At 62.3% G+C, this 26,336-nt stretch carries 20 protein-coding genes and 1 pseudogene; 9 read left to right on the top strand and 12 right to left on the bottom strand.

Annotated elements, in window-relative coordinates:
• The first annotated feature begins 15 nt into the window (after window positions 1-15).
• Window positions 16-915 carry a bifunctional methylenetetrahydrofolate dehydrogenase/methenyltetrahydrofolate cyclohydrolase FolD gene (folD, locus tag EJ069_RS18455; protein WP_126062522.1) on the top strand — a complete coding sequence of 300 codons (900 nt, stop codon included), beginning with the start codon at window positions 16-18 and terminating at the stop codon, window positions 913-915.
• 14 nt (window positions 916-929) lie between these two features.
• On the top strand, window positions 930-1,928 hold the full coding sequence (locus EJ069_RS18450) for a GlxA family transcriptional regulator (RefSeq protein ID WP_095819786.1): 999 nt from the start codon (window positions 930-932) through the stop codon (window positions 1,926-1,928).
• Here the strand turns inward: EJ069_RS18450 and EJ069_RS18445 are convergent.
• Window positions 1,922-2,188 carry an autotransporter domain-containing protein gene (locus EJ069_RS18445; protein WP_126062521.1) on the bottom strand — a complete coding sequence of 89 codons (267 nt, stop codon included), beginning with the start codon at window positions 2,186-2,188 and terminating at the stop codon, window positions 1,922-1,924. The genes EJ069_RS18450 and EJ069_RS18445 overlap by 7 nt on opposite strands.
• A 143-nt stretch (window positions 2,189-2,331) precedes the next feature.
• On the opposite strand from EJ069_RS18445, the gene EJ069_RS18440 reads away from it, so the two are divergent.
• Entirely contained in the window at window positions 2,332-3,990 is a 1,659-nt protein-coding gene (locus tag EJ069_RS18440) for a VWA domain-containing protein (protein WP_126062520.1), read from the top strand.
• 96 nt (window positions 3,991-4,086) lie between these two features.
• Here EJ069_RS18440 and EJ069_RS18435 read toward each other — a convergent pair whose 3' ends face one another.
• The 4 genes from EJ069_RS18435 to zwf form a co-directional block, all read right to left on the bottom strand.
• Window positions 4,087-4,368: an XRE family transcriptional regulator gene (locus EJ069_RS18435; RefSeq protein ID WP_126062519.1), complete on the bottom strand. Its 282-nt coding sequence runs from the start codon at window positions 4,366-4,368 to the stop codon at window positions 4,087-4,089.
• A 495-nt stretch (window positions 4,369-4,863) separates the two neighbouring features.
• A complete protein-coding gene (gene edd / locus EJ069_RS18430) occupies window positions 4,864-6,687 on the bottom strand; it encodes a phosphogluconate dehydratase (protein WP_126062518.1) in 1,824 nt (607 codons plus the stop codon).
• Window positions 6,688-6,748: 61 nt separating this feature from the next.
• Window positions 6,749-7,465 (bottom strand): 6-phosphogluconolactonase, encoded by a 717-nt coding sequence (gene pgl, locus EJ069_RS18425; protein ID WP_126062517.1) that lies wholly within the window; start codon window positions 7,463-7,465, stop codon window positions 6,749-6,751.
• On the bottom strand, window positions 7,447-8,916 hold the full coding sequence (zwf, locus tag EJ069_RS18420; RefSeq protein WP_126062516.1) for a glucose-6-phosphate dehydrogenase: 1,470 nt from the start codon (window positions 8,914-8,916) through the stop codon (window positions 7,447-7,449). The genes pgl and zwf overlap by 19 nt, the downstream gene beginning before the upstream one ends.
• Before the next feature lie 259 nt (window positions 8,917-9,175).
• Here zwf and EJ069_RS18415 point away from each other — a divergent pair, with 259 nt between their 5' ends.
• Window positions 9,176-9,922 carry an SDR family oxidoreductase gene (locus EJ069_RS18415; RefSeq protein WP_126064789.1) on the top strand — a complete coding sequence of 249 codons (747 nt, stop codon included), beginning with the start codon at window positions 9,176-9,178 and terminating at the stop codon, window positions 9,920-9,922.
• Between the two features lie 74 nt (window positions 9,923-9,996).
• The gene (locus EJ069_RS18410) at window positions 9,997-11,292 is read left to right on the top strand and encodes a Mur ligase family protein (protein ID WP_126062515.1); all 1,296 of its coding nucleotides are present in this window, start codon (window positions 9,997-9,999) and stop codon (window positions 11,290-11,292) included.
• Window positions 11,293-11,334: 42 nt separating this feature from the next.
• Here the strand turns inward: EJ069_RS18410 and EJ069_RS18405 are convergent, their stop codons facing one another.
• The 4 genes from EJ069_RS18405 to EJ069_RS18390 form a co-directional block, all read right to left on the bottom strand.
• A complete protein-coding gene (locus EJ069_RS18405; protein WP_189475872.1) occupies window positions 11,335-12,219 on the bottom strand; it encodes an SH3 domain-containing protein in 885 nt (294 codons plus the stop codon).
• A gap of 255 nt (window positions 12,220-12,474) precedes the next feature.
• Window positions 12,475-13,761 (bottom strand): FAD-binding oxidoreductase, encoded by a 1,287-nt coding sequence (locus EJ069_RS18400; protein ID WP_126062514.1) that lies wholly within the window; start codon window positions 13,759-13,761, stop codon window positions 12,475-12,477.
• Window positions 13,762-13,869: 108 nt separating this feature from the next.
• A complete protein-coding gene (locus tag EJ069_RS18395; RefSeq protein WP_126062513.1) occupies window positions 13,870-14,235 on the bottom strand; it encodes a four helix bundle protein in 366 nt (121 codons plus the stop codon).
• 45 nt (window positions 14,236-14,280) lie between these two features.
• Complete coding sequence (locus EJ069_RS18390; protein ID WP_126062512.1) at window positions 14,281-15,714, bottom strand: glutamine synthetase family protein; 1,434 nt, start codon at window positions 15,712-15,714, stop codon at window positions 14,281-14,283.
• Window positions 15,715-15,844: 130 nt separating this feature from the next.
• Here EJ069_RS18390 and EJ069_RS18385 point away from each other — a divergent pair, with 130 nt between their 5' ends.
• The gene (locus EJ069_RS18385; protein WP_126062511.1) at window positions 15,845-16,567 is read left to right on the top strand and encodes an HAD family hydrolase; all 723 of its coding nucleotides are present in this window, start codon (window positions 15,845-15,847) and stop codon (window positions 16,565-16,567) included.
• A 12-nt stretch (window positions 16,568-16,579) separates the two neighbouring features.
• Here EJ069_RS18385 and EJ069_RS18380 read toward each other — a convergent pair whose 3' ends face one another.
• From EJ069_RS18380 to aceA, 3 genes are all read right to left on the bottom strand, one after another.
• Entirely contained in the window at window positions 16,580-16,963 is a 384-nt protein-coding gene (locus tag EJ069_RS18380; RefSeq protein ID WP_126064787.1) for a response regulator, read from the bottom strand.
• A gap of 290 nt (window positions 16,964-17,253) precedes the next feature.
• Window positions 17,254-17,496, bottom strand: a complete 243-nt coding sequence (locus tag EJ069_RS18375; RefSeq protein WP_042640947.1) for a hypothetical protein — start codon at window positions 17,494-17,496, stop codon at window positions 17,254-17,256.
• 54 nt (window positions 17,497-17,550) lie between these two features.
• Window positions 17,551-18,840, bottom strand: coding sequence for an isocitrate lyase (gene aceA / locus EJ069_RS18370; protein WP_126062510.1), 1,290 nt, complete (start codon window positions 18,838-18,840; stop codon window positions 17,551-17,553).
• 249 nt (window positions 18,841-19,089) lie between these two features.
• On the opposite strand from aceA, the pseudogene EJ069_RS18365 reads away from it, so the two are divergent.
• From EJ069_RS18365 to EJ069_RS18355, 3 genes and pseudogenes are all read left to right on the top strand, one after another.
• Window positions 19,090-20,531: pseudogene (locus EJ069_RS18365) on the top strand (XRE family transcriptional regulator).
• A gap of 207 nt (window positions 20,532-20,738) precedes the next feature.
• Complete coding sequence (locus EJ069_RS18360) at window positions 20,739-21,689, top strand: DMT family transporter (protein WP_126062509.1); 951 nt, start codon at window positions 20,739-20,741, stop codon at window positions 21,687-21,689.
• A 250-nt stretch (window positions 21,690-21,939) separates the two neighbouring features.
• The gene (locus EJ069_RS18355; protein ID WP_126062508.1) at window positions 21,940-25,782 is read left to right on the top strand and encodes a hypothetical protein; all 3,843 of its coding nucleotides are present in this window, start codon (window positions 21,940-21,942) and stop codon (window positions 25,780-25,782) included.
• Window positions 25,783-26,336 lie beyond the last annotated feature (554 nt).

Here is a 26,336-nt window from a genome sequence, read left to right as displayed (position 1 = left end):
AGCTGAGGGTTGGTGATGGCCGAAGTGATTGACGGAAAGAGTGTCGCCGAGGATGTGGTTTCGAAGGTCAAGGCTTTGACCGCGGAGCTGTCGGCCAAGGGAGCCACCAAGCCTGGCCTTGCCGTGGTGATCGTCGGCGAAGACCCGGCAAGCCAGGTCTATGTCGCTTCGAAATCGCGCACCGCCAAGGAATGCGGCTTCCATTCGCTCCAGCATACGCTGCCGACCGACACCAGCGAGGAACAGTTGCTGAAGATCATCGGCGATCTCAACGCCGACAAGTCGATCCACGGCATCCTCGTGCAACTGCCGCTTCCAGGCCATATCGACGCCGGCAAGGTGATCCAGACGATCGCGCCGGAGAAGGATGTCGACGGCTTCCACTTCATCAATGTCGGCAAGCTCGGCACCGGCGAGCTTGACACGGCCTTCGTGCCCTGCACGCCAGCGGGCTCCATGCTTTTGATCGAACGCGTGCGCGGCAAGGATCTTTCCGGCCTCAACGCCGTCGTCGTCGGCCGTTCCAACATCGTCGGCAAGCCGATGGCCAATCTGCTGCTCGCCGCCAACTGCACCGTCATCATCGCCCACAGCCGCACCAGGGACCTGCCGGCTCTGGCCCGCACCGCCGACATCCTGGTCGCCGCCGTCGGTCGCCCGGAAATGGTCAAGGGCGATTGGGTGAAGCCCGGCGCGACCGTGATCGACGTCGGGATCAACCGCATCCCGGCGCCCGAGAAGGGCGAGGGCAAAAGCCGCCTGGTCGGCGACGTCGCCTATGCCGAGGCGGCCAAGGTCGCCGGCGCCATCACGCCGGTCCCCGGCGGCGTCGGGCCGATGACCATTGCCATGCTGATGGCGAACACTGTAGCTTCCGCCTACCTCGCGGCCGGGCTGAAGCGGCCGTCCTTCTGATAGAAAGCAGATCCTTGCCGAACCTTACTGCTCCTGTCGAACGGCCGATCACGAACGATCCCGTTCAGGGCGGCCGTCAGTTCGGCTTCCTGCTCGTCGACAAGTTCTCGATGTTCTCGCTGGCCGCCGCCATCGACTGCTTCCGCTCGGCCAACCGGCTGCTTGGCCGCGACTTCTATGGCTGGACGACGATTTCGGCGGATGGCGACGCGGTGATGGCCTCGAACGGCCTGCCGCTGAAGATCGACTATTCGGTCGCCGACATGCCGCCGGTCGACATCCTGTTCGTCTCGGTCGGGCTCACCACGGAATTCCCCGGCAAGAGCAAGGTGCTGGCGGCTTTGCGCAGCTGGGGCCGGCGCGGCAATGCGCTCGGCGCGCTGTCGGTCGGCTCCTATCTACTGGCCGAGGCCGGGCAGCTCGACGGCTACCGCTGCACCATCCATTGGGAGAACCGCGCCGGCTTCATGGAGCGTTTTCCAGACATCAACTGCACCGGCAATGTCTTCGAGATCGACCGCAAGCGCTACACCTGCGCCGGCGGCACCACGTCGATCGACCTGATGCTGGAGATCGTCCGCGGTGATTTCGGCTCCAACCTGGCCAATGGCGTCGCCAACCAATTCCAGCACGAGCGCATCCGCTCGGCCGGCGACCGCCAGCGCGTCGGACCGGAGCGCGATCTCACCGGCAAGTCGGAGAAGCTCAGGCGCATCGTCGAGCTGATGGCCGACCATCTCGACGAGCCTCTGTCCGCCGTGCAGCTCGCCAAGTCGGCGGGCCTGTCGGTGCGTCAGGTCGAGCGCTTGTTCCTGCGCCATCTCAGCGTGACGCCGGGTCGCTATTACATGCGGCTGAGGCTCGAACGGGCGCGCGAATTGCTGCGCCAGACCAACATGCCGATCCTCGACGTGGCGATCGCCACCGGCTTCACCTCGCACTCCTATTTCGCGCAGAGCTACCGGCTGCAGTTCGGCCGCCCGCCATCGGAGGAGCGCCGCACCACCTACTGAGTTTTAGAAGGCGACATGCAGCCCGGCCTTGAAGGCTTGGTTGGTCGTGCCGCCGCCGAATTGCCCGAAATAGCTGATGCCGAGCCGCGCGGCCGCGCTGGTCTGGCGTCGAGGCCAAGGTCGATCAGAGCGGCGTCACGCGCGATCGGCGTCCCGGCGATGGTGAACGGATCCTGGCCGGCAAAGGCCACGCCGATCGTCGGTGCGGTGTCGCCGAAGGCATGGCGCCAGCCGAGGAATCCACACGCCGTCGCGGCCATGCCGCCAAGATCGAAGGCCGCCCGGCGCTATCGTGATGCGCTCAAAACCCGGCAGAGGGGCGGATGCAACGGCTGGGCTTGTCCCCCGGCGCCACCTAAAATAGCTTTCCGGGCGCGGACGAGGGAACAATCAGGAGACATCCATGGCGGGACTGATACGGAGCGTCGCTGCGGCGGCCCTCCTTTTGTCGATGACCAGTTTCGGCTTTGCCGCCAACAAGGTCATCATCATTCTGGACGCTTCAGGCTCGATGTGGGCCCAGATCGATGGCAAGCCGAAGCTGGAGATCGCGCGTGAATCGCTGCGCACGGTGCTGCAGTCGGTTCCGGCAGACGACGAGATCGGCTTCATGGCCTATGGCCATCGCACCAAGGGCAGCTGCGACGACATCGAGCTGATCGTGCCGCCGCAGGCCGGATCCGCCAGCGCCATTTCGGCGGCCGCCGACAGCATGAAATTCCTGGGCAAGACGCCGCTCACGGCCGCCGTCAAGCAGGCCGCCGAGGCGCTGAAATACACCGAGGACAAGGCAACGGTGGTGCTGATCACCGACGGGCTGGAGACCTGCGGCGGCGATCCCTGCGCGCTCGGCAAGGAGCTGAAGGAAAGCGGCGTTGATTTCACCGCCGATGTCGTCGGCTTCGGCCTGACCGCCGACGAAGGCAAGCAGATCGCCTGCCTCGCCGAAAACACCGGCGGAAAATACATCCAGGCCTCCGACGAGAAGGCGCTGCAGGACGCGCTGGTCGAGACCGTGGCGGCTCCGGCGCCGGCGCCAGAGCCGGCTCCGGCACCCGCGCCAGCGCCCGAGCCCGCCAAGCCTGAATTCAATTTCATGCCGAGTGTGGTCATGGCCGAGGGGGGTCCCGAGATCTCCGACAACAGCAATGCCTGGGAAATCTACAAGGCCAATGCGGACGGATCGCGCGGCGATCAGGTCATGACCGAGTATGGCGAGCTGAAAACCAATCTCGAACCGGGCGACTATATCGTCGTCGGCCGCGACGACGAGGCAAGAAGCGAGCAGAAGATCAAAATAGAGGCCGGCCAGGTTTACAAGCCGCTGTTCACGCTCAACGGCGGTACGCTGGTTATCCATCCGCATGCGAGCCAGGGATCGGAGATCAGCGGCGAGGCGCGTGTCGACTTTGCCTATCCCGGCGGCAGCACCACCCACTATGGCGACGCCAAGGCGACTGTCCCCGCCGGCGAGCAGAAGGTGACGGTGCAGATCGGCGCCGGCACGGTAACCGAGACCATCCAGCTTGCTGCCGGACAGACGGTCGAGAAGGATGTCGTCGTCGGCGTCGGGCACGCCGTGCTCAATGCCTTCTATACGGCAGGCGGCGACAAGGCCGACAATTCCGGCATTAGCTTCGAAATCGTCAAGGCGAAGAAGAAGATCGACGGCAGCCGCGAGAGCGTCGAGCACTCCTATGGTCCCGACAGCAAGTTCTGGCTGCCGCCGGACGACTATGTCGCGCTCACCACGCTCGATCTTGCCGTTGCCGAGCAGCCCTTCACCATCAAGGCCGGCGACAATCAGGACATCAAGGTCACGCTCGACGCCGGCGTGCTGGCGATGTCGGCGCCCGGCGCTTACTCGATCGAGGTGTTCTCGTCGAAGAAGGACATAGAGGGCAAGCGCAAGTCGCTGGGCTTGAGCTATGGCGACAGCTGGCAGCAGACGATTCCCGCCGGCGATTATGTCGTCGTGCGGCACGCCTCCGACCAGGGCCAGGACAAGGAAATGCCAGTGACGATCAAGGCCGGCGAACGGAGCGAGATCACCGTTCAGTAGTAACCGCAGCCTGCCTGCCTTCCGGTCTGGCTGCCCTGGCATTCCGCGAACGGATCGCGGAATGCCGACTCGGCAACGCGGTGCACATGGCGCCGATCAGGCAGCTTCCGAGACGCGCACTTCGACATGAAGCCCGGCCGCGACCGCCATATTGACGAGAGTGTCGAGGGCAAACAGGTTGATCTTCCCGCGCAGGAGATCGGATACGCGCGGCTGCGTCACGCCAAGCCGCTGCGCGGCCTCGGCCTGCGTCCAGCCCTTTGCTCGAATGTGCTTCTCCAACGCCATCATGAGCGTGGAGCGGAGCCTCATGTTCTCGGCTTCGGCGGGAGTGTCTTCGATGGCGTCCCACACACTTGCAAACGTTTCTTTGCTCACTGGCCTAGTACCTTAACACTGACGTTTTGACCGGGTTGGTTGGTGTGCGTTCCATGCCTTGGCGATTGGCCGAGACGCCTATCGCGGTCGTCATCCACGGGCGGAGCAAGGAGCGTAGCGACGCGCGCAGACCCGAGGATCCATTCCGTGACCTGGAAGCGCCGCGGCGGTCGCAGAAATTCTGCACCGTTGCACATTTCGGTTTAGGTAACGCATGGATTCCAGGGTCTGCGCGCGTCGCTACGCTCCTTGCTCCGCCCTGGAATGACGAGGTTCAGGAGCCTTCAGCTCATCGCCGGCGTTGCGCTGACTTACCCAAACGGACGTTGACAACCTGCCCAACAAGCCTGCAGTCTGTCAAAATCACTGTGCAGAGGGATCAGTCCTTCATGAGATTGCTGTAGCGCCGCAGCGTTAGAACTTAAGCGTCTTCACGCCAGCAACTATACAAAATTTTGTATAGTTGGCACAAGTAGCTTCTCACACGAAACGAGATCAGGCGCTTCCGAACGCCGCCGCCCCATGGTCGGCGCGGCCGACCAGTTGCCGGAACCCCGCGAACAGCTCGCGGCCGAAGCCGAACTCGTTGCCGATGAGATCGGCGTCCGCGGTGCGGCGCAGCGCGAATTCCGTTCCCGGCACCAGCACCTCGAGTGTGCCGGCATCGGCGTCGAGGCGGATGACGTCGCCGTCATGGATCCTGGCGATCGGGCCGTCCTCAACCGCTTCCGGCGTCACATGGATCGCCGCCGGCACCTTGCCGGAGGCGCCCGACATGCGCCCGTCGGTCACCAGCGCCACGCGTTGGCCGCGATCCTGCAGGATGCCGAGCACGGTGGTCAGCTTGTGCAGCTCCGGCATGCCGTTGGCCTTTGGGCCCTGGAAGCGGATCACGGCGACAAAGTCGCCGGTAAGCTGGCCGGCCTTGAAGGCGTCGTTCAGGCCTTGCTGGCTGTCGAACACTTTTGCCGGCGCCTCGATGATGCGGCGTTCCGGTTTGACGGCGGAGGTCTTGATGACGGCATGGCCGAGATTGCCTCCAAGCACTTTCAGGCCACCGGTCGGCTGGAAGGCTTTCTTGACCGGCGCCAGCACCTTCTCGTCGCCGCTCACGAGCGGCGCCGCTTCGCGCACCACGCTGCCGTCGTCGCCAAGCCTCGCCTCGACCGCGTAAGGCCGCAGGCCTTCGCCCCAAACCGTCTGCACGTCCTCGTGCAGCAGGCCTTCGTCGAGCAGCTCGCGGATCAGGAAGCCGAGCCCGCCGGCGGCATGGAAATGGTTCACGTCGGCGAGCCCGTTCGGATAGACGCGCGCCAAGAGCGGCACAGCTTCCGACAGGTCTGATATATCCTGCCAGGTCAGCGCGATGCCGGCAGCCGCGGCCATGGCGATCAGGTGGATCGTATGGTTGGTCGAGCCGCCGGTGGCGTGCAGGCCGACCACGCCGTTGACGATCGAACGCTCGTCGATCATGCGCCCGACCGGCGTGTAGGCATTGCCGAGCGCGGTGATCGCCAGCGCCCGCTTGGCCGCTTCCCTGGTCAGCGCGTCGCGCAGCGGCGTGCCCGGATTGACGAAGGAGGCGCCGGGCGTGTGCAGGCCCATGATCTCCATCAGCATCTGGTTGGAATTGGCCGTGCCGTAGAAGGTGCAGGTGCCAGGCCCGTGATAGGACTTGGATTCCGCCTCGAGCAGCTCGGCGCGGCCGACTTTGCCTTCGGCATAGAGCTGGCGAACCTTGGCCTTCTCGTCATTCGCCAAGCCGGTCGTCATCGGTCCGGCGGGGATGAAGACGGCCGGCAGGTGCCCGAAGGTGAGCGCCGCGATCACCAGCCCGGGCACGATCTTGTCGCAGACGCCGAGGAAGACGGCGGCGTCGAACATATTGTGCGACAGGCCGATCGCCGCCGCCATGGCGATGACATCGCGCGAGAAAAGCGACAGCTCCATGCCGGGCTGGCCTTGGGTGACGCCGTCGCACATGGCCGGCACGCCGCCGGCGACTTGAGCGATGCCGCCGGCCTCGCGCGCGGCTTCCTTGATCAGCGCCGGGAAGGTCTCGAAGGGCTGATGCGCCGACAGCATGTCATTGTAGGAGGTGATGATGCCGAGATTCGGCACGCGGTCGCCGCCGAGCGCGATCTTTTCCGACGGGCTGCACACGGCAAAACCGTGGGCGAGATTGCCGCAGCCCAGCACCGCCCGATTGGCGGTATTGCTTGACGCTCCGGCGATGCGGCCGAGATAGGCTTCTCGCCCGGCTTTTGAACGTTGGCGGATGCGTTCCGTGATGGCTTCGATATCGCGTCTGGCTGTCATGGTCCGTCCTTTCGAGCCCGGTAAGCGTCCTCCCCTGCCGCCGGGCTGTCCTCATATGAAATCAGGGTGCCCAGAACACCTCTATCCGTCCCGGCGCCGCCTCGAGCACGCTGCGGATGGGCTTTTTCGCGCCTGGACCCATCGCGCCGTTGAACGCTGTGCGCTTGTCCTCGCCTTCGATGTGCAGCGCGACGAAGCCGGCCGCGACGATGCGCGCCATCGACAGTGTCAGCCGCGGCTCGCCGCCGCTCGCCGCGTGCACCGGCAGCACGATGCGCTGTGACGCGGGGTCGAGCAACTCCTCGAGGTTGCCGGCATCCGGAAAGAACGAAGCCGTATGGCCGTCGCCGCCCATGCCGAGGATGACCACGTCGAGCGGCCAGGGCAGCGACCGCAGCGCTTCGCTATCCGCCGCCGCGGCGTCCTCGATGCTTGCCGCCTCATGGTAGAGCGGCACGAAGCGCGCCGCCGCGGCCTTGTTCTGCAGCAGATTCGCCGTCACCAGCCCGGCATTCGATCGCGGCGAGGACGGCGGCACGAAGCGCTCGTCGACCAGCGTCACAATAACCTTGTCCCAGGCGATCGGCGTGGTCGAGAGCACGGCGAACAGCTTTGCCGGCGTGGTCCCGCCGGAGACGGCGAGCAGCGCGGCGCCGCGTTCTGTGATGGCCCTGGTCAAACGGTCCGCGATCTCACCGGCAAGCGCCGTCGCCAGAACCTGGCGATCGGCAAAGCCGTTCCAGCCGTAGCTGACCTCGCTCAATTGCTCTCGTGCCATGTCCGTCCGTCACGTTCGATAAGCGCGATCGAGGCCGACGGCCCCCAGGTTCCGGCCGTATAGCCCTGGGCTTCCTGCCTGGCGCTTTCCCAGGCGTTCTGGATCGGATCGATCCATTTCCAGGCCGCCTCGACCTCGTCGCGGCGCATGAACAGCGTCTGGTTGCCGCGCACCACATCCATGATCAGCCGCTCATAGGCGTCCGGCGCGCGCGTGTCGAAGGACTGAGCGAAGCTCATATCGAGCGAAATCTGGCGCAGGCGCATGCCGCCCGGGCCGGGATCCTTGATCATGATGTATTGCTTGACGCCCTCGTTCGGCTGCAGACGGATCACCAGCTGGTTGGCGAAGATCGGTCCGGCGCTGTCGCCGAAGATCGAATAGGGGATCGGCTTGAACTCGATGACGATTTCCGAGACGCGGGTTGCGAGCCGTTTGCCGGTCCTCAGATAGAAGGGAACGCCGGCCCAGCGCCAGTTGCCGATCTCGGCCTTGATGGCGACGAAAGTCTCAGTGTTGCTATCCTTGCCGAGTTCCTCGACATAGCCCTTGACGGGACCGCCCGCCGAGGCGCCGGCGCGATACTGGCCGCGCACCGTATGCTTGGGCGCCCCGTTGCCGTTGATGCGCTTCAACGCCCGCAGCACCTTCAGCTTCTCGTCGCGCACCGCATCGGCGTCCATGGACGACGGCGTTTCCATGGCGACGAGGCAAAGCAGCTGCAGAATATGGTTCTGCACCATGTCGCGCAGCGCGCCGGCCTTGTCGTAATAGGTGACGCGGTCTTCGAGCCCGACGGTCTCGGCGACGGTGATCTGAACATGGTCGATATGCGCCGAATTCCACAGCGGCTCATAGAGCGCATTGGCAAAGCGCAGCGCCATCAGGTTCTGCACCGTTTCCTTGCCGAGATAGTGGTCGATGCGGAAGATCTGGCCTTCGTCGAAATCGCCACCGACCGCGTCGTTGAGGGCGCGCGCCGAGCTGAGGTCGCGGCCGATCGGCTTTTCCAGCACGATGCGCGAATTCGGCGTGATCAGCTTGTGCTCCTTGAGCTTGTGCGAGATGTCGCCGAACAGCGCCGGTGCCACCGCGAGGTAGAAGGCGCGGATGCGGTCGCTGTCGCCGATCGCCTTCTTGAGCTCGCCGAAGCCGGTGCCTGTGGTCGCGTCAGCCGACACGTAGGAAAGCCGCGCCAAGAAAGTCTCAAGCTCCTTGGCATCGACATCCTCCGGTTTCACGTGCTCGGATATCGCCTTCTTGGCGAAGGTCCGGAATTCGGCATCGCTCATCTTCGCGCGCGACGTTCCGATGATGCGCGTCGGTTCGGAGAATTGATGGTCGCGCTGGCGATGGTAGAGCGACGGCAGGAGCTTGCGTTCCGACAAGTCGCCGGTGCCGCCGAAGATGATGAAGTCGAAGGGATCGACAGGAATGATCTGGCTGGTCATGGTCAGTCCGATTTGATGCCTGATGGCGGCAGCGTGGCTGGTATATTCTAATCGATTTAAATTTTCCAGTGCCATGGTGTCACAGGCAGGACCAATCGCTTGCACTTGCATCGGTCCACATGTTTCCCGACACTCGCGCGCTGCCGGCAGGCTTGTCGGCAAGCCATGGCTTCCGGCAGCGTTCGCGCCTGCACCATAGAACGTGAATGTGACGAAAGCTAAGGGAGATGGCTGCGGAAATCCAATGAGCGGGAAAGCCATGCGTCTGGAAAACAAGGTCGCCATCATCACGGGTGCCGCGTCGGGCTTCGGCGAGGGCATGGCCAGGCGCTTTGCCGAAGAGGGGGCGCGCGTGGTCGTCGCCGATCTCAACGCCAAGGGCGCGGAGCGGGTGGCCGACGAGATCGGCGCCAACGCGATCTGGACCCAGACCGACGTGTCCCTGCGCTCCGAATTCGACGAGATGGTCTACGCCGCCAAGAGCGCGTTCGGCCGCATCGACATCATGGTCAACAATGCCGGCTTCACCCACCGCAACGGCGATATGCTGGGCGTCGACGAGGAAACCTTCGACCTGATCACCGCCGTCAACATGAAGGCGATCTATCATGCGGCGCTCGCCGTCGTGCCGATCATGGATCGGCAGGGCGGCGGCGTCATTCTGACCATGGCCTCGACCGCAGGGCTTCGGCCGCGGCCGGGACTGACTTGGTACAATGCTTCCAAGGGCTGGGCGATCACGGCCACCAAGTCGATGGCCGTCGAACTGGCGCCGAAGAACATTCGCGTCAACTGCCTTTGCCCGGTTGCCGGAGAGACCGGCATGCTGGAGAAATTCATGGGCGCCGACACGCCGGAGATACGCGAGAAGTTCCGCGCCTCGATTCCGCTCGGCCGGCTCTCGACACCGCTCGACGTCGCCAATGCGGCACTGTGGCTGGCTTCGGACGAGGCCGCCTTCATCACCGGCGTGGCGCTGGAGGTCGATGGCGGCCGCTGTGTCTAGTCGATCACGTGCGGCTTGAGTTTGACTTGACGATCCGGCGAAAGGCATAACGGTGCCTGGATGAGGCGGGTGCCATGAATGCCGGACTGCGGAGAATTCGCAAGGACCTGGGGCAACGCCTCAAGATCTACCGGGCGAGGCGCGCAAGGGCGCGGAGCAAGGCCACCTTCATCGGCGTAACCGGCAGCTCGGGAAAGTCGACCGCCGTGAGCCTGCTCGGGCACATTCTGGCCGGCCACGGGCGGACCTACACGCGGGTTCTGGCCAACACGATAAATTCACTGGTCAGCACACTCTACAGGCACATGAACAGGCACGGCGAGGTCGACTATGTCGTCTTCGAGGCGGGCGCCTCCGGCGTCGATACGATCAGGCCCATGGCACAGCTGCTCAAGCCGCATGTGGCTGTTGTCACTATGGTGCAGCTTGAGCATTTTTCCAGTTTCAAGGCCTTGGAGAACGTCGCTCGGGAAAAACGCGCTTTGGTCGAGGCGCTGGGGCCTGACGGGCTGGCGGTACTGAACGCCGACGATCCCAATGTATTGGCCATGGCGTCCGGCGGTGCGCATCGCCTCGTCACGTTCGGCGAGTCGGAAACGGCCGACTATCGCGTCGCCGATATCAGCGCTGCCTATCCGCGCACGCTCAGCTTCACGCTTCATTGGCGGGCCGGGGTGTTGAAGCTCGAGACGCAGTTTCCGGGAGAGCATTTCTGGCTGCCGACGGCTGCCGCGGCCGCGACCGCGCTCGAGCTTGGCGTACCAGCGCGAATGGTGGAGGCCAGGATCGCGGCATTCGAGCCGTTGGCGAACCGCTGTCGCGTCCTGGTCGTCGATGGAGGACCGCATTTCGTCGTCGACACCGCCAAGGCCCCTTGGCATTCGCTGTCGCTCGCCTTCGACATGATGGCAAGATCAACGGCTGGGCGAAAGCGGATCGTGCTTGGCCAGCTGTCGGACTTTGGCGGCTCGAACGCGAAATATGCGCGCGCCTATGAAAGTGCGCGCGAGATTGCCGACCAGGTGATCTATGTCGGGGAGCATGCCCATCGCTCGAAAGCCAGCCAGGCCGATCGCGACAGCGGCCGGTTCGTCGAACTGCGGACGCCGAAAGAGGTTTCCGATCATCTCAGGCGCACTGCCGCGCCAGGCGAACTCATCCTTCTCAAGAGTTCTTCCAGTCTTCACCTGGAACGTTTGGCGCTCGCCTGGACACATGATGTAAAATGCTGGATCCCCGCTTGCGGGAAGAAGGAAGGCTGCCAGACTTGCGGCCTTTTCGAAGTGCCGTTCGAGGAGCATCGGGAGTTCGTCAAAAAGCGCAGGCATGATCGCTGGCAGCAGCGACTTCGTCACCTCTTCGGCGGCTGACGGCATCGCGGTTCGGCTGCGGGCACCGCCGGCACAACGGCCTCACGCGCCGGTCTTGACGTAGCTCTTGTAGACCCAGCCGTGCTTGCCGTTATAGACGATCTCGCACCATTGCTTGCAACTCATCACCTGCACCGACGCCTTGGCTGGCACCGTGGCGATTGCGGCAGCGCCCTTCTTCGGGCCGGAACGCATGGTGACAGATCTCAAAATGCGTCCGTTGGCGGCCGCGCCGACCTTTTGAGGTTTCGGTTTGGACTGCGCCGCGTTGTCGGTTGCCGGCGGATCGGCAGCCTGTGGCTTGGCCTCTGGAATGGCGGCGGTCTGGGCGCCGTCCATCTTGTCGCCTGGCGTCTTCGCGGCCGTCTCGCCCGCCGGTGCGGGTGCGGCAACCTGCGACAGTGCGTCCGAGGCGTCGTTCTCCGCGGCTGGTTCGGCGAAGGCCGTGTCTGTTGATTGCGCAGCGCCAGGCTCGGCGGCCTGCTTCGATGGAGCTGGTTGATCCTCTGCCGGCTCCGATGGGGATTTGGAGTCGGGGGCCGTCCAGCGGGGGCTGTTCGACGCCAGCGCCGGAATGTTGGCTTCGCGGGCCCCTGTTGCCGGCGAAACCGCATCCGCCTTGCGCGCGGCCTGTGGTGCCGGGGCCACGGTCACCGCCGCTGCCGCCGGAGCGATCTTCGTGGTCTTCACCGGGATTGTCGGCACGGTCTGCTCGGCGCTGGCAGCGGCAACCTGCCGGCCGCTGCCCGGAATGCACAACCAGAGCGCCACCGCGGCCACGCCGAGCAGCGCGACCGTGCCCACGGCTGCAATGACCAGATGCGCGTTCGACTGCACCTTCTGCCAGAAGGATGGCCGTACGTTATAGCCGAACTGCATTGTGAAGCGCTGCCGTTCCGGCGTGCCGAAACTGAAGGGCTCGTTCACTCAAACCACCTCCAACAAGCGGGCCGACGTTCTTTCGATCATTGCCGCGAGGGTTGGCATCGATCGGCATCGGTCCCGAAATCACAGCGGACAAGGCCCGCGAAATCCCCGGAATTTTCGCGCATGATCGCATCTTTTACTGCTGATTATGGCATGAGTGAGCCAGATTGCGAAATTCTGCGCGCCCGTAAGGCTTCCACAACCTGCCTCGTGGAAGCGCCATGGTCGAATTGGCGCCTCGACCGGGCGCCAGGTTCAAATCCTGTCGCGCAGCGCGAACCAGCTGAGTGCGAGAAACAAGAGCGGCGCGCGAAAGCGGCGGCCGCCCGGGAAGGCGGGGATATTCAGGTCCTCGATCAGTTTCAGGCGGTCGCGATTGCCGGCAACGGCCTCGGCATAGAGCTTGCCGAAGAAGTTCGACAGCATGACGCCGTGGCCGGAATAGCCACCGATCGAAATCACATTCGGCATCACTTCGCGCACGAACGGCTTCCTCGGAACGGTGATGCCAACATAGCCGCCCCAGCCATGCGTGATCTCGACATCCTTGAGGTCCGGGTAGAGCTCGGCGATCTGCCTGCGGATGTGGATATGGATGTCCTTCGGATCGGCGACGGCATAGACCTCGCGGCCGCCGAACAACAGCCGGCCGTCTTTCGACTTGCGGAAATAGCGCACCACGAAACGGGAATCGTCGACGGACTCGCCGCCCGGGAGCACTTTGGAAGCAGCGCCGAGCGGCACGGTCGCGCCGATGAAAGAGCCGATCGGCATGATATGCGCCGCGCTCACCGGCTCGAGATTGCCGCCATAGGCATTGACCCCGATCAGGCATTTGCTGGCGGTGATCGTGCCCATGGGCGTCGTGACCTTCACCTTGCCGCCGCTGGAAATTATGCCGGTGGACGGCGTCTGCTCGAAGAGATGCGCACCGGCGGCGGCCGCCACTTTCGCCGTGCCGATCACCAGCTTCAGCGGATGGATGTGACCGGTGCCGATGTCGCGCGTGCCGCCGAAATAGCGTGTAGAGCCTAGCCGCTCCGCAGTCTCCGCCTGGTCCATGAAGCTTAAATGCCGATAGCCGAAGCGGGTCGCCATGATCTCGGCATGGCGCCTGTAGTCGTCGACGTATCGCTGCTTGTGCGCCACGGAAAGCTGGCCCGGCATATAGTCGATGTCGATCGCGTTGGCGGCAGCGAAGTCAAGCAGATGCGCCTTGGCCTCCTCGGCCATGTCGAATAGCGCCCTGGCGCGGGAAAGGCCATACTCGGCCTCCAGTTCCTCGGCCCAGGCGCGTTGCCCGGTGCCGAGCTGGCCGCCATTGCGCCCCGACGCACCGTCGCCGAGACGATAGGCCTCGATCAGCACGACATTTGCGCCCGCCTTGGCCAGATGCGCTGCAGCCGAGAGGCCGGTAAAGCCGCCGCCGACGATGACGACGTCGCAGGTCCGGTCGCCGTCGAGCGAAGGATATTCGGGGCGAGGGCCGACCGTATCCTCATACCAGGACCGGCCGGGAGAGATGGGGGATTGGTAGGGCATGATGCTCGCAGGCAGTAGGGCAGTAGGGCAGTAGGGCAGTAGGGCAGTAGGGCAGTAGGGCAGTAGGGCAGTAGGGCAGTAGGGCAGTAGGGCAGTAGGGCAGTAGTGCTACTCGGGCGCTAATTTACGGATGAGGAGCCGCAAGAGTGTTCCTACGCTCTCACTTCGCACCATCATTTGTTGAGCTGCTTCGTTGGAGGTGATTCCGACGCGCTGCGCGATCAGCAAGTGAGTTTCCAACTCTTTGAGTGATCCCTGTGCAATTCTAAGAAACTGTTGATAGGACGCTCTGCTTTCTCGTCCATAGCCCTCAGCGATGTTGGCAGGCACGGAAGCGGCTGCCCTGCGTAACTGAGTTGTCAATCCATAGAGTTCTTCCTTCGGCCAGGCTCTTGTCGTTTCGTAGATCGAAACTGCGAGGTCCATAGCCTGCTGCCAGACGACCAAATCCCTGTACGATTCGATCTTCGCCATCGTTCCCCCTACTGCCCTACTGCCTTACTCCCCTACTGCCTTTCCTCACACATTCAGCAGCAGATATTCCCGCTCCCACGGGCTGATCACTTCCATGAAGGTCTCGAATTCGGCCCGTTTGATCGCTGCGTAGGTGGCGGCGAAGGATGTGCCGAGGATGGCCGCGAGCTCTTGATCGCCTTCGAACAGGTCGACCGCTTCCAGCAGGCTGCGCGGCAAGTCGATCTCGTCGGCATTGGCCGTGGTCAGCACCGGCGGCTCAGCCTTGACGTTTTTGGTCATGCCGATCAGCCCGCAGGCAAGCGATGCCGCCAGCGCGAGGTAGGGGTTGGCGTCCGACGACGGGATGCGGTTTTCGACGCGCCGCGCGGCCGGATCCGAGCGCGGCACGCGGAAGGCGGTGGTGCGGTTGTCGTAGCCCCATTTGTTGTTGACCGGAGCCGAGGCCTGTTGCGTCAGCCGGCGGTAGGAATTGACGTAAGGCGCGAACATCACCAGCGCGTTCGGCACATGCTTTTGCATGCCGCCGATGAAGTGGAAGAAAGCGTCTGTTTCGGAACCGTCCTCGGCCGAGAAGATGTTCTTGCCGGTCTTCTTTTCGACCACGGATTGGTGAATATGCATGGCCGAGCCCGGCTGCCCCTGGATCGGCTTTGCCATGAAGGTGGCGTAGATCTCGTGCTTCAGCGCCGCCTCGCGGATGGTGCGCTTGAACATGAACACCTGGTCGGCGAGCTCGATCGGGTTGCCGTGCCGCAAATTGATCTCGAGCTGGCCGGCGCCTTCCTCATGGATCAGCGTGTCGATCTCCAGGCCCTGCCGCTCCGAGAAATGGTAGATGTCGTCGATCAACTCGTCGAACTCGTTGACGCCGGCGATCGAATAGCCGGCGCCGCCGCCGATCGGCCGCCCCGAACGCCCGACGGGCGGCGTCAGCGGATAGTCCGGGTCAGGGTTCTTGCGCACCAGATAGAATTCGATCTCAGGCGCCACGACCGGTTTGAGCCCGCGCTCGTCATAGGCCGCAAGCACGCGCTTCAATACGTTGCGCGGCGTGAACTCGACCGAGCGGCCGTCCTGGTGCACGAGGTCGCAGATGACCGCGGCCGTCGGGTCTTCTTCCCAAGGCACGACGGTCAGCGTCGAGAGATCGGGCAAGAGCTTCAGGTCGCCGTCGTCTTCGGGATAGTGGAAGCCGTTGCCGTCTTCCGGGTAGCCGCCGGAGATCGTCGTCATGAACACGGCTGACGGCAGCGCCAGCGAGGTGTTGGAGGTGAATTTCTTCGACGGCATCATCTTGCCGCGGGCAACACCGGCCTGGTCCGGCGTGATGCATTCGATGTCCTCGATGCCGCGCCACTCCAGCCAGGCGCTGGCTTCCTTCCAGTTCTTCACACCGCGTTCGTTTTTCAGGAAGGCAGGCGTGCGGGCGCGTCCCCCCCGGCTTGACGGACGGACTTCCTTTTTCTCAGGCGGCATCATTCACCAGATTGTGTTGCGGATTTCGGACTATAGCCGGGCACCACGGGGAAAGGAAAGGGGAGGCGGGACAACCACCCATCCGTCTTCAGGCTGGCGGCGCGCCGCAACAGCAGGTACACCGGCCGTCATGAAGAACGGGCCCGCCTCTCATTTGACCACGATCGGCTTCGATGCCGACGACACGCTGTGGCAGAATGAGCAGTTCTTCCGCATGACCGAGAAGCGCTTTGCCGAAATGCTGGCGGAGCACGGCGACCATGAGCATATTGCGGCAAGGCTGCTCGAGGCGGAAAGGCGCAACCTCGCCCTCTACGGCTTCGGCATCAAGGGTTTTACCTTGTCGATGATCGAGACGGCGGTCGAGATCACCGGTGGCGAGGTGCCTGGTTCGATCATCGGCGAGATACTGGCTGCCGGCCGCGAGATGCTCAGCCACCCGATCGAGCCGCTGCCGCATGCGCGCGAGACGGTCGAGGCGCTGGCGGGCTCCTATCATCTGGTGCTGATCACCAAGGGCGACCTCTTCGATCAGGAGCGCAAGCTTGCCCAGTCGGGGATGGGTGACCTCTTCGACGCGGTGGAGATTGTCAGCGACAAGAACGCCGCCACCTATGCCCGCATCTTCAGCCGCCATGGCCGTGGTCCGCAGAGCAGCATGATGGTTGGCAACTCCCTCAAGTCCGATGTGGTTCCCGCCATCGAGGCAGGCGGTTGGGGCATTCATGTGCCGCACGAATTGACCTGGGCGGTCGAACATGCCGAGGCGCCTGTCGAGGCGCCGCGTTTCCGCCAGATTGCCCATCTCGGCGAGTTGCCGAGCCTTGTCGAGGCTATCGCAAGGGCCGGCTGAAGGCCCTACAGTCTAACCGCGCCCTGTTAGGCGATCGACCACCGGTTGCAGCCTCTCTGGCGTGATCGGCTTGGCAACGACCGCATCGACCACGCTCGACAGGCCAAGGCTCTCCGGCGTGCCATTGCTGGTTGAGAGCAGGATCACCGCGGGCAGCGGCTTGCGGGAGACGCGCCGCAGCGCGTCGATGGCCGACATCAGCCGGTCGCAATCCTTGTTGTCGGGGCCACCGTCGAGGATGACCGCGCCGGGCAGTTGGCCGGCCAGTGTCTTCTCGGCGGCCTCGGGCGATTCCGAGATCGGCTTCAGGCCCGATTTCTCGACGATTTTCGACACCACGACCCTGTTGATCGATGATTTTCCGACGACCAGCACCTTCGAAAAGTCCGCCGCCATCGCGCCGGCGCGGGCTGCCGGTCTTGGATGTTTTTCGGAGTGGTCGTCATGGTCGGAGGGACACATCGGCGGGCAGGCACTCTGATTCAATGCAGGGTTGAAACCTGAGGTAGAATTGAGTGAGATCGCGCCCGGTGTCAAGCTGAAACGGTCGAGGCTGAGAATATAGCAAGAAAATCCTGAATTCAGCGCAAGTCGTGCCTCTCGACTGCGAGACAAATCGAAAAAATGCGACAGTCTCCCGAACGTATAACGCGCGGGAGACTGTCGCCGAGACTGTTGACGTTACGTCAAGTATGGCTCTGATGGGTGACGATGACGGGGATCAGCAGGTCACCCCAGTTGCCGTCGCCGCCATGGTGCCTGGCCGAGCGCACCAGCTCCACCGAGACGCCGGCCTCGACTGCCTTCATGACCGACTGGTTGAGCCTGTGCAGATCGTTGGCGAGCATGCGGATCGTCGCCTGCTGGTCGACGCTCATCGCGCTCGATTGCTCTTCCGCCCTTTCCTTGACGCGGCTTATCGATGCCATTGGTCTTCTCCTCGATGTAGATGCCCTGCGGGCGTTTCCTCTGGTTGTTATCCGTTACTCGGCCGCCGGCCTGAACTGGGCGTGCTCGGTCGATTCATGCATGGCGGTGGTCGAAGACTGGCCGCCGGTGATCGCCATCGACACGGCGTCGAAATAGCCGGTGCCGACCTCGCGCTGGTGCTTGGTCGCGGTATAGCCGTTGGCTTCCGCCGCGAACTCGGCCTCCTGCAGTTCCGAATAGGCCGCCATCTGGCGGTCCTTGTAGCCGCGCGCCAGCTCGAACATGCCGAAGTTCAACTGGTGGAAGCCGGCCAGCGTGATGAACTGGAACTTGTAGCCCATCGCGCCAAGCTCCTTCTGGAACTTCGCGATCGTTGCGTCGTCGAGGTTCTTCTTCCAGTTGAACGACGGCGAGCAATTGTAGGCGAGCAGCTTGCCCGGATGATGCTTGTGCACGCCTTCGGCGAACTTCCTGGCTTGCGCCAGATCCGGCTTCGAGGTCTCGCACCAGATCAGGTCGGCATGCGGCGCATAGGCCACGGCGCGCGCGATGCAAGGCTCGATGCCGTTCCTCACATTATAGAAGCCCTCGACCGTGCGGCCGGCGTCGTAGTCGACAAAAGCCCGGTCGCGCTCGTCGATATCGGAGGTCAAGAGCTTCGCCGCTTCCGCGTCCGTGCGCGCCACGACCAGCGTCGGCGTGCCCATCACGTCGGCCGCCAGACGCGCCGCGTTGAGGTTGCGGATATGCGCCGCCGTCGGGATCAGCACCTTGCCGCCGAGATGGCCGCACTTCTTCTCCGACGCCAGCTGGTCCTCATAGTGGACGCCTGCGGCACCCGCCTCGATGAAGGCCTTCATGATCTCGAAGGCATTGAGCGGACCGCCGAAACCGGCTTCGGCATCGGCGACGATCGGCGCGAACCAGGTCTCTACCGACAGCCCGTTGCCTTCGGATGTCTCGATCTGGTCGGCGCGCTGCAGGGTACGGTTGATCCGCTTGACGAGTTCCGGCGCCGCATTGGCCGGATAAAGCGATTGGTCCGGATACATGGCCGAAGCCGTGTTGGCGTCCGCGGCCACCTGCCAGCCCGAGAGATAGATCGCCTTCAGCCCGGCGCGAACCTGCTGCATGGCCTGGTTGCCGGACATCGCGCCGAGCGCGTTGACGAAATCCTCCTCGTGAATGAGCTTCCACAGCCGGTTCGCCCCCATCTCGGCCAGCGTCTGGCGGATTTGCACGGAGCCGCGCAGCCGCTTCACATCCTCTGGCGAGTAGGGGCGCTCGATGCCATCGAAGCGGCCTTCCGGCGCGGAGGGGATGAGGTTGTAAAAATCGGTCATTGGTCACTCCGGATCGTTTGAAAACTGCTTCAGCGCCGCATCGCAAATCCATATCCCGCGACGTCTGGATATGACATCATTTACATTGCGGCGCGAAATAAACCAGAGAAACCGCCATTTCGCGCCGAAAATAAAGGAAAAGCTGTGTTGCCATTGACAAGTCCGCTCTGTAAATTTGTCATGATTGTAAAAGCGGCAAACCGGGCGCTGGGTTCGATGCGCCTGTAAATTCTTGTCAAGGTGGAAGCGATGGCCGACCAGAAGATCTTTGCCGGGCCTCGGCTGCGCCGGCTGCGCAACGCCAGGGGGCTGACCCAGACGGCAATGGCCGAAGGGCTGGGCATCTCGCCCTCCTACCTGAACCTCATCGAGCGCAACCAGCGGCCGCTGACGGTGCAACTTATCCTCAAGCTTGCCTCTGTCTACAAGGTGGATCCGCACGAATTACAAGGTGAGGCCAGAGGATCGGTCGCAGCACTGAAGGAGGTGTTTGGCGACCCGCTGCTGGCTGGTGAACTTCCGGGCGATCAGGAGTTGATCGACCTCGCCGAGACGGCGCCGAACGCTTCGGCCGCGATGATAAAACTCTTTCGCGCCTATCGCGAGCAGGCCGAGCGCCTGTCCGACCTCAACCAGCTGCTGGCCAAGGAGGCAGGGCGACCGCGCTGTCCGGCGCGCGCCTGCCCGCCGACGAAGTCCACGAAGTGTTCGAACGCCGTCCGAACCACTTTGCTGCGCTGGAGGAGGAGGCGGAGGCTTTCACATCGCTCCTCGAGCCCGGCGACGATCTGTTCGGCGCGCTCAAGACCTGGTTGAGGCGTGAGCATGGCATCGTCGTCAAGGTGCTGCCGGTCGCCACCATGCCCAACTGGCGCCGCCGCTATGACCGTCATTCGCAGCGTCTGTTCCTGTCGGAGCGTCTGTCGCCCTTCGACCAGTTGCGTGAGGTCGCCATGGAGGCGAGCCTGATGCGCATGTCGGTGGCCGTGGCGGGCGAGATCCAGGGGCTGAAGCTCGGCACGGACGAGGCCCGCCGGCTCGCCCGCTTCGAGCTCGGCCGCTATGCCGCGCACGCCCTGATGATGCCCTATCAGGCTTTCCACGCCGCCGCCATTCGCGCCCGCTACGATATCGATGTCTTGCGTTCCCGCTTCGGCGTCTCTTTCGAACAGGCGGCCAACCGCCTGACCATGCTGCAGCGGCAGGGCGCAGCGGGCGTGCCGTTCTTCATGCTGGAAGTCGACAATGCCGGCAACCGCTTCCGCAAGGCCGGCAGCCAGGGTTATCCGCAAAGCCGCTTCGGCGGCGGCTGCCCCAAGCTTCCCATTCACGCGGCCTTCCCGCAGCCGGGCCAGATCCTGGTCGAGGCGGTGGAAATGCCCGATGGCGCCGAGTTCCTGTGCATCGCCCGCACGCTGGAAGGCCCGCAAGGCGCCTTCTCCGAACGGCCGCGCCGCACCGCGCTCCTGCTTGGTTGCGATATCGGCTTTCGCGACGAGATCGTCTATGGCGCGGCGCTGCCGGCCGGATCCTCCGGCAAGCCCGGGCAAGGTTTCGCCACTCCGGTCGGCCCCGCCTGCAGGCTTTGCGAGCGCGCCGGCTGCCTGGCGCGCGCCGAACCGCCGGTGACGCGCCCGCTCGGCCTCGACGAGATGGTGACGGGCCTCAGCGCCTTCGATTTCCAGGGTTGATACACGCCGGACCTGCGCGTCGGTGCAGGTCCGACCTGTGCCGAAGTAAACCGCGGCGACGTTGTCCCACATTTCAGTGAATGCTGGATCACGCCCGGCTTTCTGCTTTGCGCTACGCGATTGAGACACAGTCCTGTCGTTTGAGACGCAGAGTTCCTGTTGTCCTTGGTGCACCATAGCGCGCATAACTCGCTGACACTCATGTCCATGACCGATACCGCATCGCCTCGCGTCGCCCTGCCAGACGTCTCGCCGCGCGAGGAGCGGATCGGCATGCTGTTGGTCTTCCTCTCGGCGCTGATGTGGAGTTTTGGCGGCACAATTGCCCGTTTCATCCATGTCGACGACAGCTGGACTGTGGTGTTTTGGCGCTCGCTCTGGGCGGTGGCCTTCCTTATTGCCTTCATGCTCTGGCGCGACGGTTGGCGCGGCACGTTGAAGCTGTTCCGCGACATGGGATTGCCCGGGCTTGGCGTTGCCCTCTGCTTCGCCACCGCCTCCACCAGCTTCGTCGTGGCGCTCGCCTACACCACGGTCGCCAACATCCTTCTGATGCAGGCCGGCGTGCCGCTGCTTGCGGCGCTCCTTGCGTGGCTCCTGTTTCGCGAGCGTGTCAGCCCGGCGACCTGGGTTGCCATCGCCGCAGTCATCGCCGGCGTCGCGATCATGGTCTCCGAATCACTCGGCGGCGCCGTCTCGCCGATCGGCGACGGCCTTGCGCTGCTGATCGCGGTGATGTTTTCCGTGGCGACTGTGATTACCCGGCGTTTTGCCCATGTGCGCATGGTGCCGGCCAATTGCCTCGCGGCGTTGCTTGCTTGCGCGTTCGCGGCATCCCAGGCCTCGCAGTTTGCGGTGTCCGCACGCGACATGGGCTTCCTCTTCGCCTTCGGCGTCGTCAATCTCGGCGTCGGCCTCGCCTTTTTTGCCATGGGCGCCCGGCTGGTGCCGGCGGCGATCGCGGCGCTGCTCGGCACCTTCGAGCCGATTCTCGGGCCGATCTGGGTCTGGCTCGTCCATTCCGAGGTGCCGTCGGTGCGCACCATCATCGGCGGCGCGGTCGTGGTCACTGCGCTGCTCGTCCATATCGGCCTGGAGTTCAAACGTCAGGCGCGGCCGGCACGTCCCGGCATCACCGGCCTGCCGTCACCCAATTGATCTCGGCAATGATGTGTTGGCGCAATTAGATCCGCTCCCACACCAATACTGTCACGGTCAGCAGTTAGATGCTGCCCGTTCGTGCCTACCGGTGTGCGATACGCTGAGCCTGTGAGCGTCAAAATAAATTTTGGCCGATGCCAGACCTGGCTTGGGCCACAACAGTGGTGGAAAGGGACATTTTCAGTGTCGGTTGCGAATATATTTGGCGCTATTGTGAAGCCGAGCGACCAAGACCGGTGTGGTGGGTATGGATGATCGTACTGTAAGGAAAATGCATCGGCTCTTGTCCGATTTCGCAAAGGGAAAGAACGCTCGTGGCGCAGATATCGCGTCCCTGCGTTACGACGGCCGACCCGATGGATGGCGATTGCCCCCTTCGTTTCCTGAGCTAGACTTGCGTTTTTCATCCGTCATCAAAGCTTATCCCTCAATTGCCGCTGAACTTAAAGAGCGAGCGCTATTTGCCACTGCAGCGCTTTTTGGCGGAATGCTGACCCTCCCCGAATTGCAGGGCAACAGCTTCCGTCTCCAGATGCTCGCGCATCTTGCTGTTCTGCTGTGCTCGGGTCCGCGCCAACCGAAGATCGCTCAGGTAAGTCCGTGGTTCGACATGTTTGATCGCGGACCAGTCGGAAGTCACGAGGACCCCGCTGAGGATCTGTTCATTGAGTTGGTGGATGACAGCGCCGGCAACTATCGTGTTTTTGGAGGAACGTCGGAAGGAAACGGCTTCATCATCAGGGTCTTCCTGGAGATGCTAGAGACGTCATCTTGGCCGGAAGCTCGGTCTTTGCTGGTTCCTATACGGGCGCTTCTGAGCTTGTCTGACGCCGTTGCCACTCGTTCGGAACTACCAAGAAACATACTCGGCAGACCCAATCCTCGGCGCTCGTTGCCGAAGGCAAAACCCGAGGTCGGATTGGAACTGCAACGACGGGTAACTTTTTCTAACGAGGAACTTCGGGACCTGGGAATTGAAACGGCCCATCTTCATCGCTTTGTCTTTGACACGTCCCTAGCCAATTCAATGCTCGATCAGCGGATCGGCGATAGCTTTCTTGAACGTTTCCCAATTTTGATGGACGAGGGACGGCTCATCCTCGCGCATCCATCGGCGGTTGGGATTGCTGTCCGCCGTTTCGTAATTGAGCAGTTTCTAGCCACCGGCAACCAGCTATTATTTGAGGAGGAACTAGCCCGGGCATATGCACTGGAGTTTGGACGCCATCCATTTCTTAAACACCTCCCACCAATGCCGCTTATGTTCTCGCGACAGAGGCACTGTCACGTTGCGGAGCTTCTGACCGAGGTCGATGTCGGTCGGCGTCTCCAAATCCTGGTCGTAGTTGACGGCCTTCAAGGCTACGCAAAGGAAGGTCTCCTAGGCATAGCTGATGACAAAGCCCTCACTGTTGCACTCGGCGAGGCAATTCGGTCAGCTCAGGAGAGCGCAAGTGCTGATCCGAATTTCAAACAGGGGTTGTCACTAATCGTAGGATGCGGATGGGGGCGATCTGGTCTGCGTATTCCCCAAAATTCAGCTGACAATTGGGCGGCGGAAGCGGTGAGCGCACACGACCTTGTAACTTTGGGTCAGACAGAGGGAGGAACGGGTCAAAACTTGTTTCTACTGCTAGACGCGGAACGTGCGCTCGAACATGCCGGAATACAACTTTTCAACGTCAATGGACTTTTGAACCTACATGCTTGGGCATGGAAAAATCATGGCCATCTGGTTCCGCACGAGCGGCTTGACGCTGATTTTATAGTCGAGGGATCGACCAGCAGCCTCCAAATACCAATCAACTCGTTGCTCGACGCTCGGTACGCTGTAGCAAAGGGTAGGGACGAGCACAGTGTCCGCGATGTTCGCGGCGATCTCGTCCGGGTTAGGCGCCTATACGACACCCCCGGATTTGGGACGCACGACCTTGCACCATTTTACGTGGAGATGATCTATCCTCGGGTCGGAGAAGCATTGGCTGTCTTCACCGGCGAACGCTCCAATTGGTGGATCAGGGCAAGCTTCAGACCGAAGTTGCCTCGACGAATGGCATATGAGCTTGGCAAGTTAGCGTTTGTTTGGGCCGAAAGAGTTGCCAAAGAACTTTCGGGTTTAGCTGACGCGCCTGCAGGGACATGGGAGTGGCATGTCCAATTTTTCGAGGAGCATGACGATCTGGATGCGCGCGAGAACATACCGCCCATCAAACAGCTTTTTTCATGGAGTGCAAACTCGGCTGAAGGCGTAGTGAAAATTTCGGTCGCAGCGGGTTTTGCGTTGGCCGGATCAATTCCGACCAATGACGCCGAACGCGAATTTGCACGCACGCTGCTAGATAGCGGAGTAAGCTGCTGCGGTCTATCCATCACCAAAGCTGAGATAGATCGGCTGATGGAACGCATCGTTCCCTCGGAAGGTGCAAGGCAGTTTCACGCATTCACTGTGCCTGACGAGCGCGATTTCGTTCGCGACACGTTGCCGCCACCACATACGATTGGGCGGCTCCTTGATGCCTCTAGTCGGATCGGGCTGGGTTGGCTTGCTCGAAGCCGGGCCGAAGGAAACGAACTGTTCGGCACAGATTGTGTCACTTACCTCAACAGTGTGGTGCGCGCAGTAATCGAGCGGATCGAACGCTTCATTGCTCAGTTCGAACGGACGTCGATCATCTCAGCTGCGCTTCTCTGTCACGAGGCTGCAATGGCTGAGGAACGTCGCTACCGGCGATCGTTCAAGGCGCTGCTAGCATTGGCCGACGATGCTGAGAAGGCCATTGCTGACGCAAGTGAGAAGATATCCAAACTTAACGGAGCAAGCCTTGCAAGCAGACTGGTCGCAGAGATCGCGATTTGCGCCGCTCCTCTGGGCCATGGATTTGTGGCCGGCGATATCGACCTTGGTAGGCTAATGGCAGATGCTGCAATTCTCTTCCATTTTGGAGGCTACAGCGACGCAATGAGGGCTGGCGTCATTAGGCAAATAATTCGCATTTCTCCTGCGGGTGATGTGCTTATGGATCACAGCTTTTCTGAAAAGACTATTACCCCCTTCGGGCAGGTTTATCAGGCGGCTCGGCTGTCCAATGCCGCCACGAGCTATCAGAAGAATTTTGTAAGTGACGCTGATGACGCCGAGCCGAGTGAGGAAAGCAAGGCATTGCAAGGGGAGCTTCCAACTGCCTGGGTCGAAGAATTTGGGTTCGACTTCGAACGTCTTCCCGCACTTCTATCTGTGTTCCAGGATTTCGCGATGGAGGGGCAAGCTATCCAAATTATACCCCGCTCAGCCCTTCTTGCGGCGCTCAGGGAAAAGCCCCTTGTCAGTGAGAATGACGCCAGTCGTTTTTTGGATGCCTTCACTCTTGTGCATCGTCCAGATTGGAGTGTGTCGCCCAAAGGGTTCCAACCCCACGCATGGCAACCTTGGCGATTTCGTAGGCAGCTTTCGGTTGTTTCCCGTCCGATTTTGGCGATGGACTTGAGCGATGACCCCACATGTATTTTTGCCCCAGCTATGGTTCTAGAAACGCTGACGAAGTTTGTGGGCGACGTTCACAAGGGGCTTTTTGACGAGGATTTTTTCGCTACCTCTAGAATGAGGTCATGGATTGGCAGGGCGAATAACGAACGCGGGCACGCCTTCAACAATGCGGTAGCTGAGCATCTGCATGGCCTGGGTTGGCAGGCGATACCCAACGTGACCATTCCGGCGATTATCAAAGATTACCAGGGGCCCGATCTCGGCGATGTGGACGTACTTGCTTGGCGTCCAGGGGATGATCGAGTTATCGTCGCGGAATGCAAAGACTTGTTTGCCGACAAGACCTTCGGAGAGGTCGCGCGCAGGCTTGGGAAGTATCGCGGTGCCGTAGATGCGAAGGGCCGTCCTGACAACCTTGAGAGACATCGCCGGCGTGTGGCTGCGCTCCAAGCCGCCACAGAGCGGGTTGGTCAGTTCACCGGACAAGCGTCGCCTCGCTTGCAGCCTGCGCTGATCTTCGACCAACCGACGCCTATACAGTTCTACGAAAACCCTATGCTCGAAGGTTTTTTGGTTCTGACTAAGGACCAGCTTAACGAGATTTAGGACGCGCGAGCGCGGTAGCTGAATGTGAAAGCTGCAGTCGATTCGCACGTGCGGATATGGATCCCGCAAACATCTCGCGACGACGCTATAGGCTCTGATAAATGAAAGTTATCGGAGGTTAGGCCGTCGTGCGTCGAGCGGAAGAACGACGTAGCTCTCGATGAGGAATGGCTTTGGGGCATGGAGCGCCCATTCGGGCGCCCCCACAAAACACCCTTCTTCTTTCTCCCCAAGCCAGCACTCCGGTGCTGGGATACTTGGGCTTGGCCTCTTGGCGATCTTGAGGAAGAACACGAAGCCTCCGACCGGGAAGCGTACGACATTCACGCCTTCTTTTCGGTCCAATACAGGAGCCCTGTAGAATTGCGCTCCGGCATCTCCCACCTAAAGCTGGACAGCCGTGATATCGACGCTCGAGAGAGACAGTCCTATTTCGTGCTCGGCTTTGTGGCGTATACGGCGGCCGCATCAGAAAACGCAATTGACGCTCCCGCAGTTCCCCCATTGACAACCCCGCTGCCGGGCGGGCAGGCTGCGATCACGGCAACAACAAG

The organism is Mesorhizobium sp. M2A.F.Ca.ET.043.05.1.1 (assembly GCF_003952445.1).
Classification (GTDB): Bacteria; Pseudomonadota; Alphaproteobacteria; order Rhizobiales; family Rhizobiaceae; genus Mesorhizobium.
The sequence above is the reverse complement of the archived record's forward strand: the minus strand, read 5'-3'. Positions and strand labels throughout refer to the sequence as shown.

Bases quoted from the DNA above. Each gene is read 5' to 3' on its own strand.
- EJ069_RS18445 (WP_126062521.1), bottom strand. From the start codon at position 2,188: ATGGCCGCGACGGCGTGTGGATTCCTCGGCTGGCGCCATGCCTTCGGC.
- pgl (WP_126062517.1), bottom strand. From the start codon at position 7,465: ATGGCACGAGAGCAATTGAGCGAGGTCAGCTACGGCTGGAACGGCTTT.
- EJ069_RS18380 (WP_126064787.1), bottom strand. From the start codon at position 16,963: ATGGCGGCGGACTTTTCGAAGGTGCTGGTCGTCGGAAAATCATCGATC.
- EJ069_RS18400 (WP_126062514.1), bottom strand. From the start codon at position 13,761: ATGCCCTACCAATCCCCCATCTCTCCCGGCCGGTCCTGGTATGAGGAT.
- EJ069_RS18375 (WP_042640947.1), bottom strand. From the start codon at position 17,496: ATGGCATCGATAAGCCGCGTCAAGGAAAGGGCGGAAGAGCAATCGAGC.
- EJ069_RS18415 (WP_126064789.1), top strand. From the start codon at position 9,176: ATGCGTCTGGAAAACAAGGTCGCCATCATCACGGGTGCCGCGTCGGGC.
- aceA (WP_126062510.1), bottom strand. From the start codon at position 18,840: ATGACCGATTTTTACAACCTCATCCCCTCCGCGCCGGAAGGCCGCTTC.
- EJ069_RS18440 (WP_126062520.1), top strand. From the start codon at position 2,332: ATGGCGGGACTGATACGGAGCGTCGCTGCGGCGGCCCTCCTTTTGTCG.
- EJ069_RS18395 (WP_126062513.1), bottom strand. From the start codon at position 14,235: ATGGCGAAGATCGAATCGTACAGGGATTTGGTCGTCTGGCAGCAGGCT.
- EJ069_RS18410 (WP_126062515.1), top strand. From the start codon at position 9,997: ATGAATGCCGGACTGCGGAGAATTCGCAAGGACCTGGGGCAACGCCTC.
- folD (WP_126062522.1), top strand. From the start codon at position 16: ATGGCCGAAGTGATTGACGGAAAGAGTGTCGCCGAGGATGTGGTTTCG.
- EJ069_RS18385 (WP_126062511.1), top strand. From the start codon at position 15,845: ATGAAGAACGGGCCCGCCTCTCATTTGACCACGATCGGCTTCGATGCC.
- EJ069_RS18355 (WP_126062508.1), top strand. From the start codon at position 21,940: ATGGATGATCGTACTGTAAGGAAAATGCATCGGCTCTTGTCCGATTTC.
- edd (WP_126062518.1), bottom strand. From the start codon at position 6,687: ATGACAGCCAGACGCGATATCGAAGCCATCACGGAACGCATCCGCCAA.
- EJ069_RS18360 (WP_126062509.1), top strand. From the start codon at position 20,739: ATGACCGATACCGCATCGCCTCGCGTCGCCCTGCCAGACGTCTCGCCG.
- zwf (WP_126062516.1), bottom strand. From the start codon at position 8,916: ATGACCAGCCAGATCATTCCTGTCGATCCCTTCGACTTCATCATCTTC.
- EJ069_RS18390 (WP_126062512.1), bottom strand. From the start codon at position 15,714: ATGCCGCCTGAGAAAAAGGAAGTCCGTCCGTCAAGCCGGGGGGGACGC.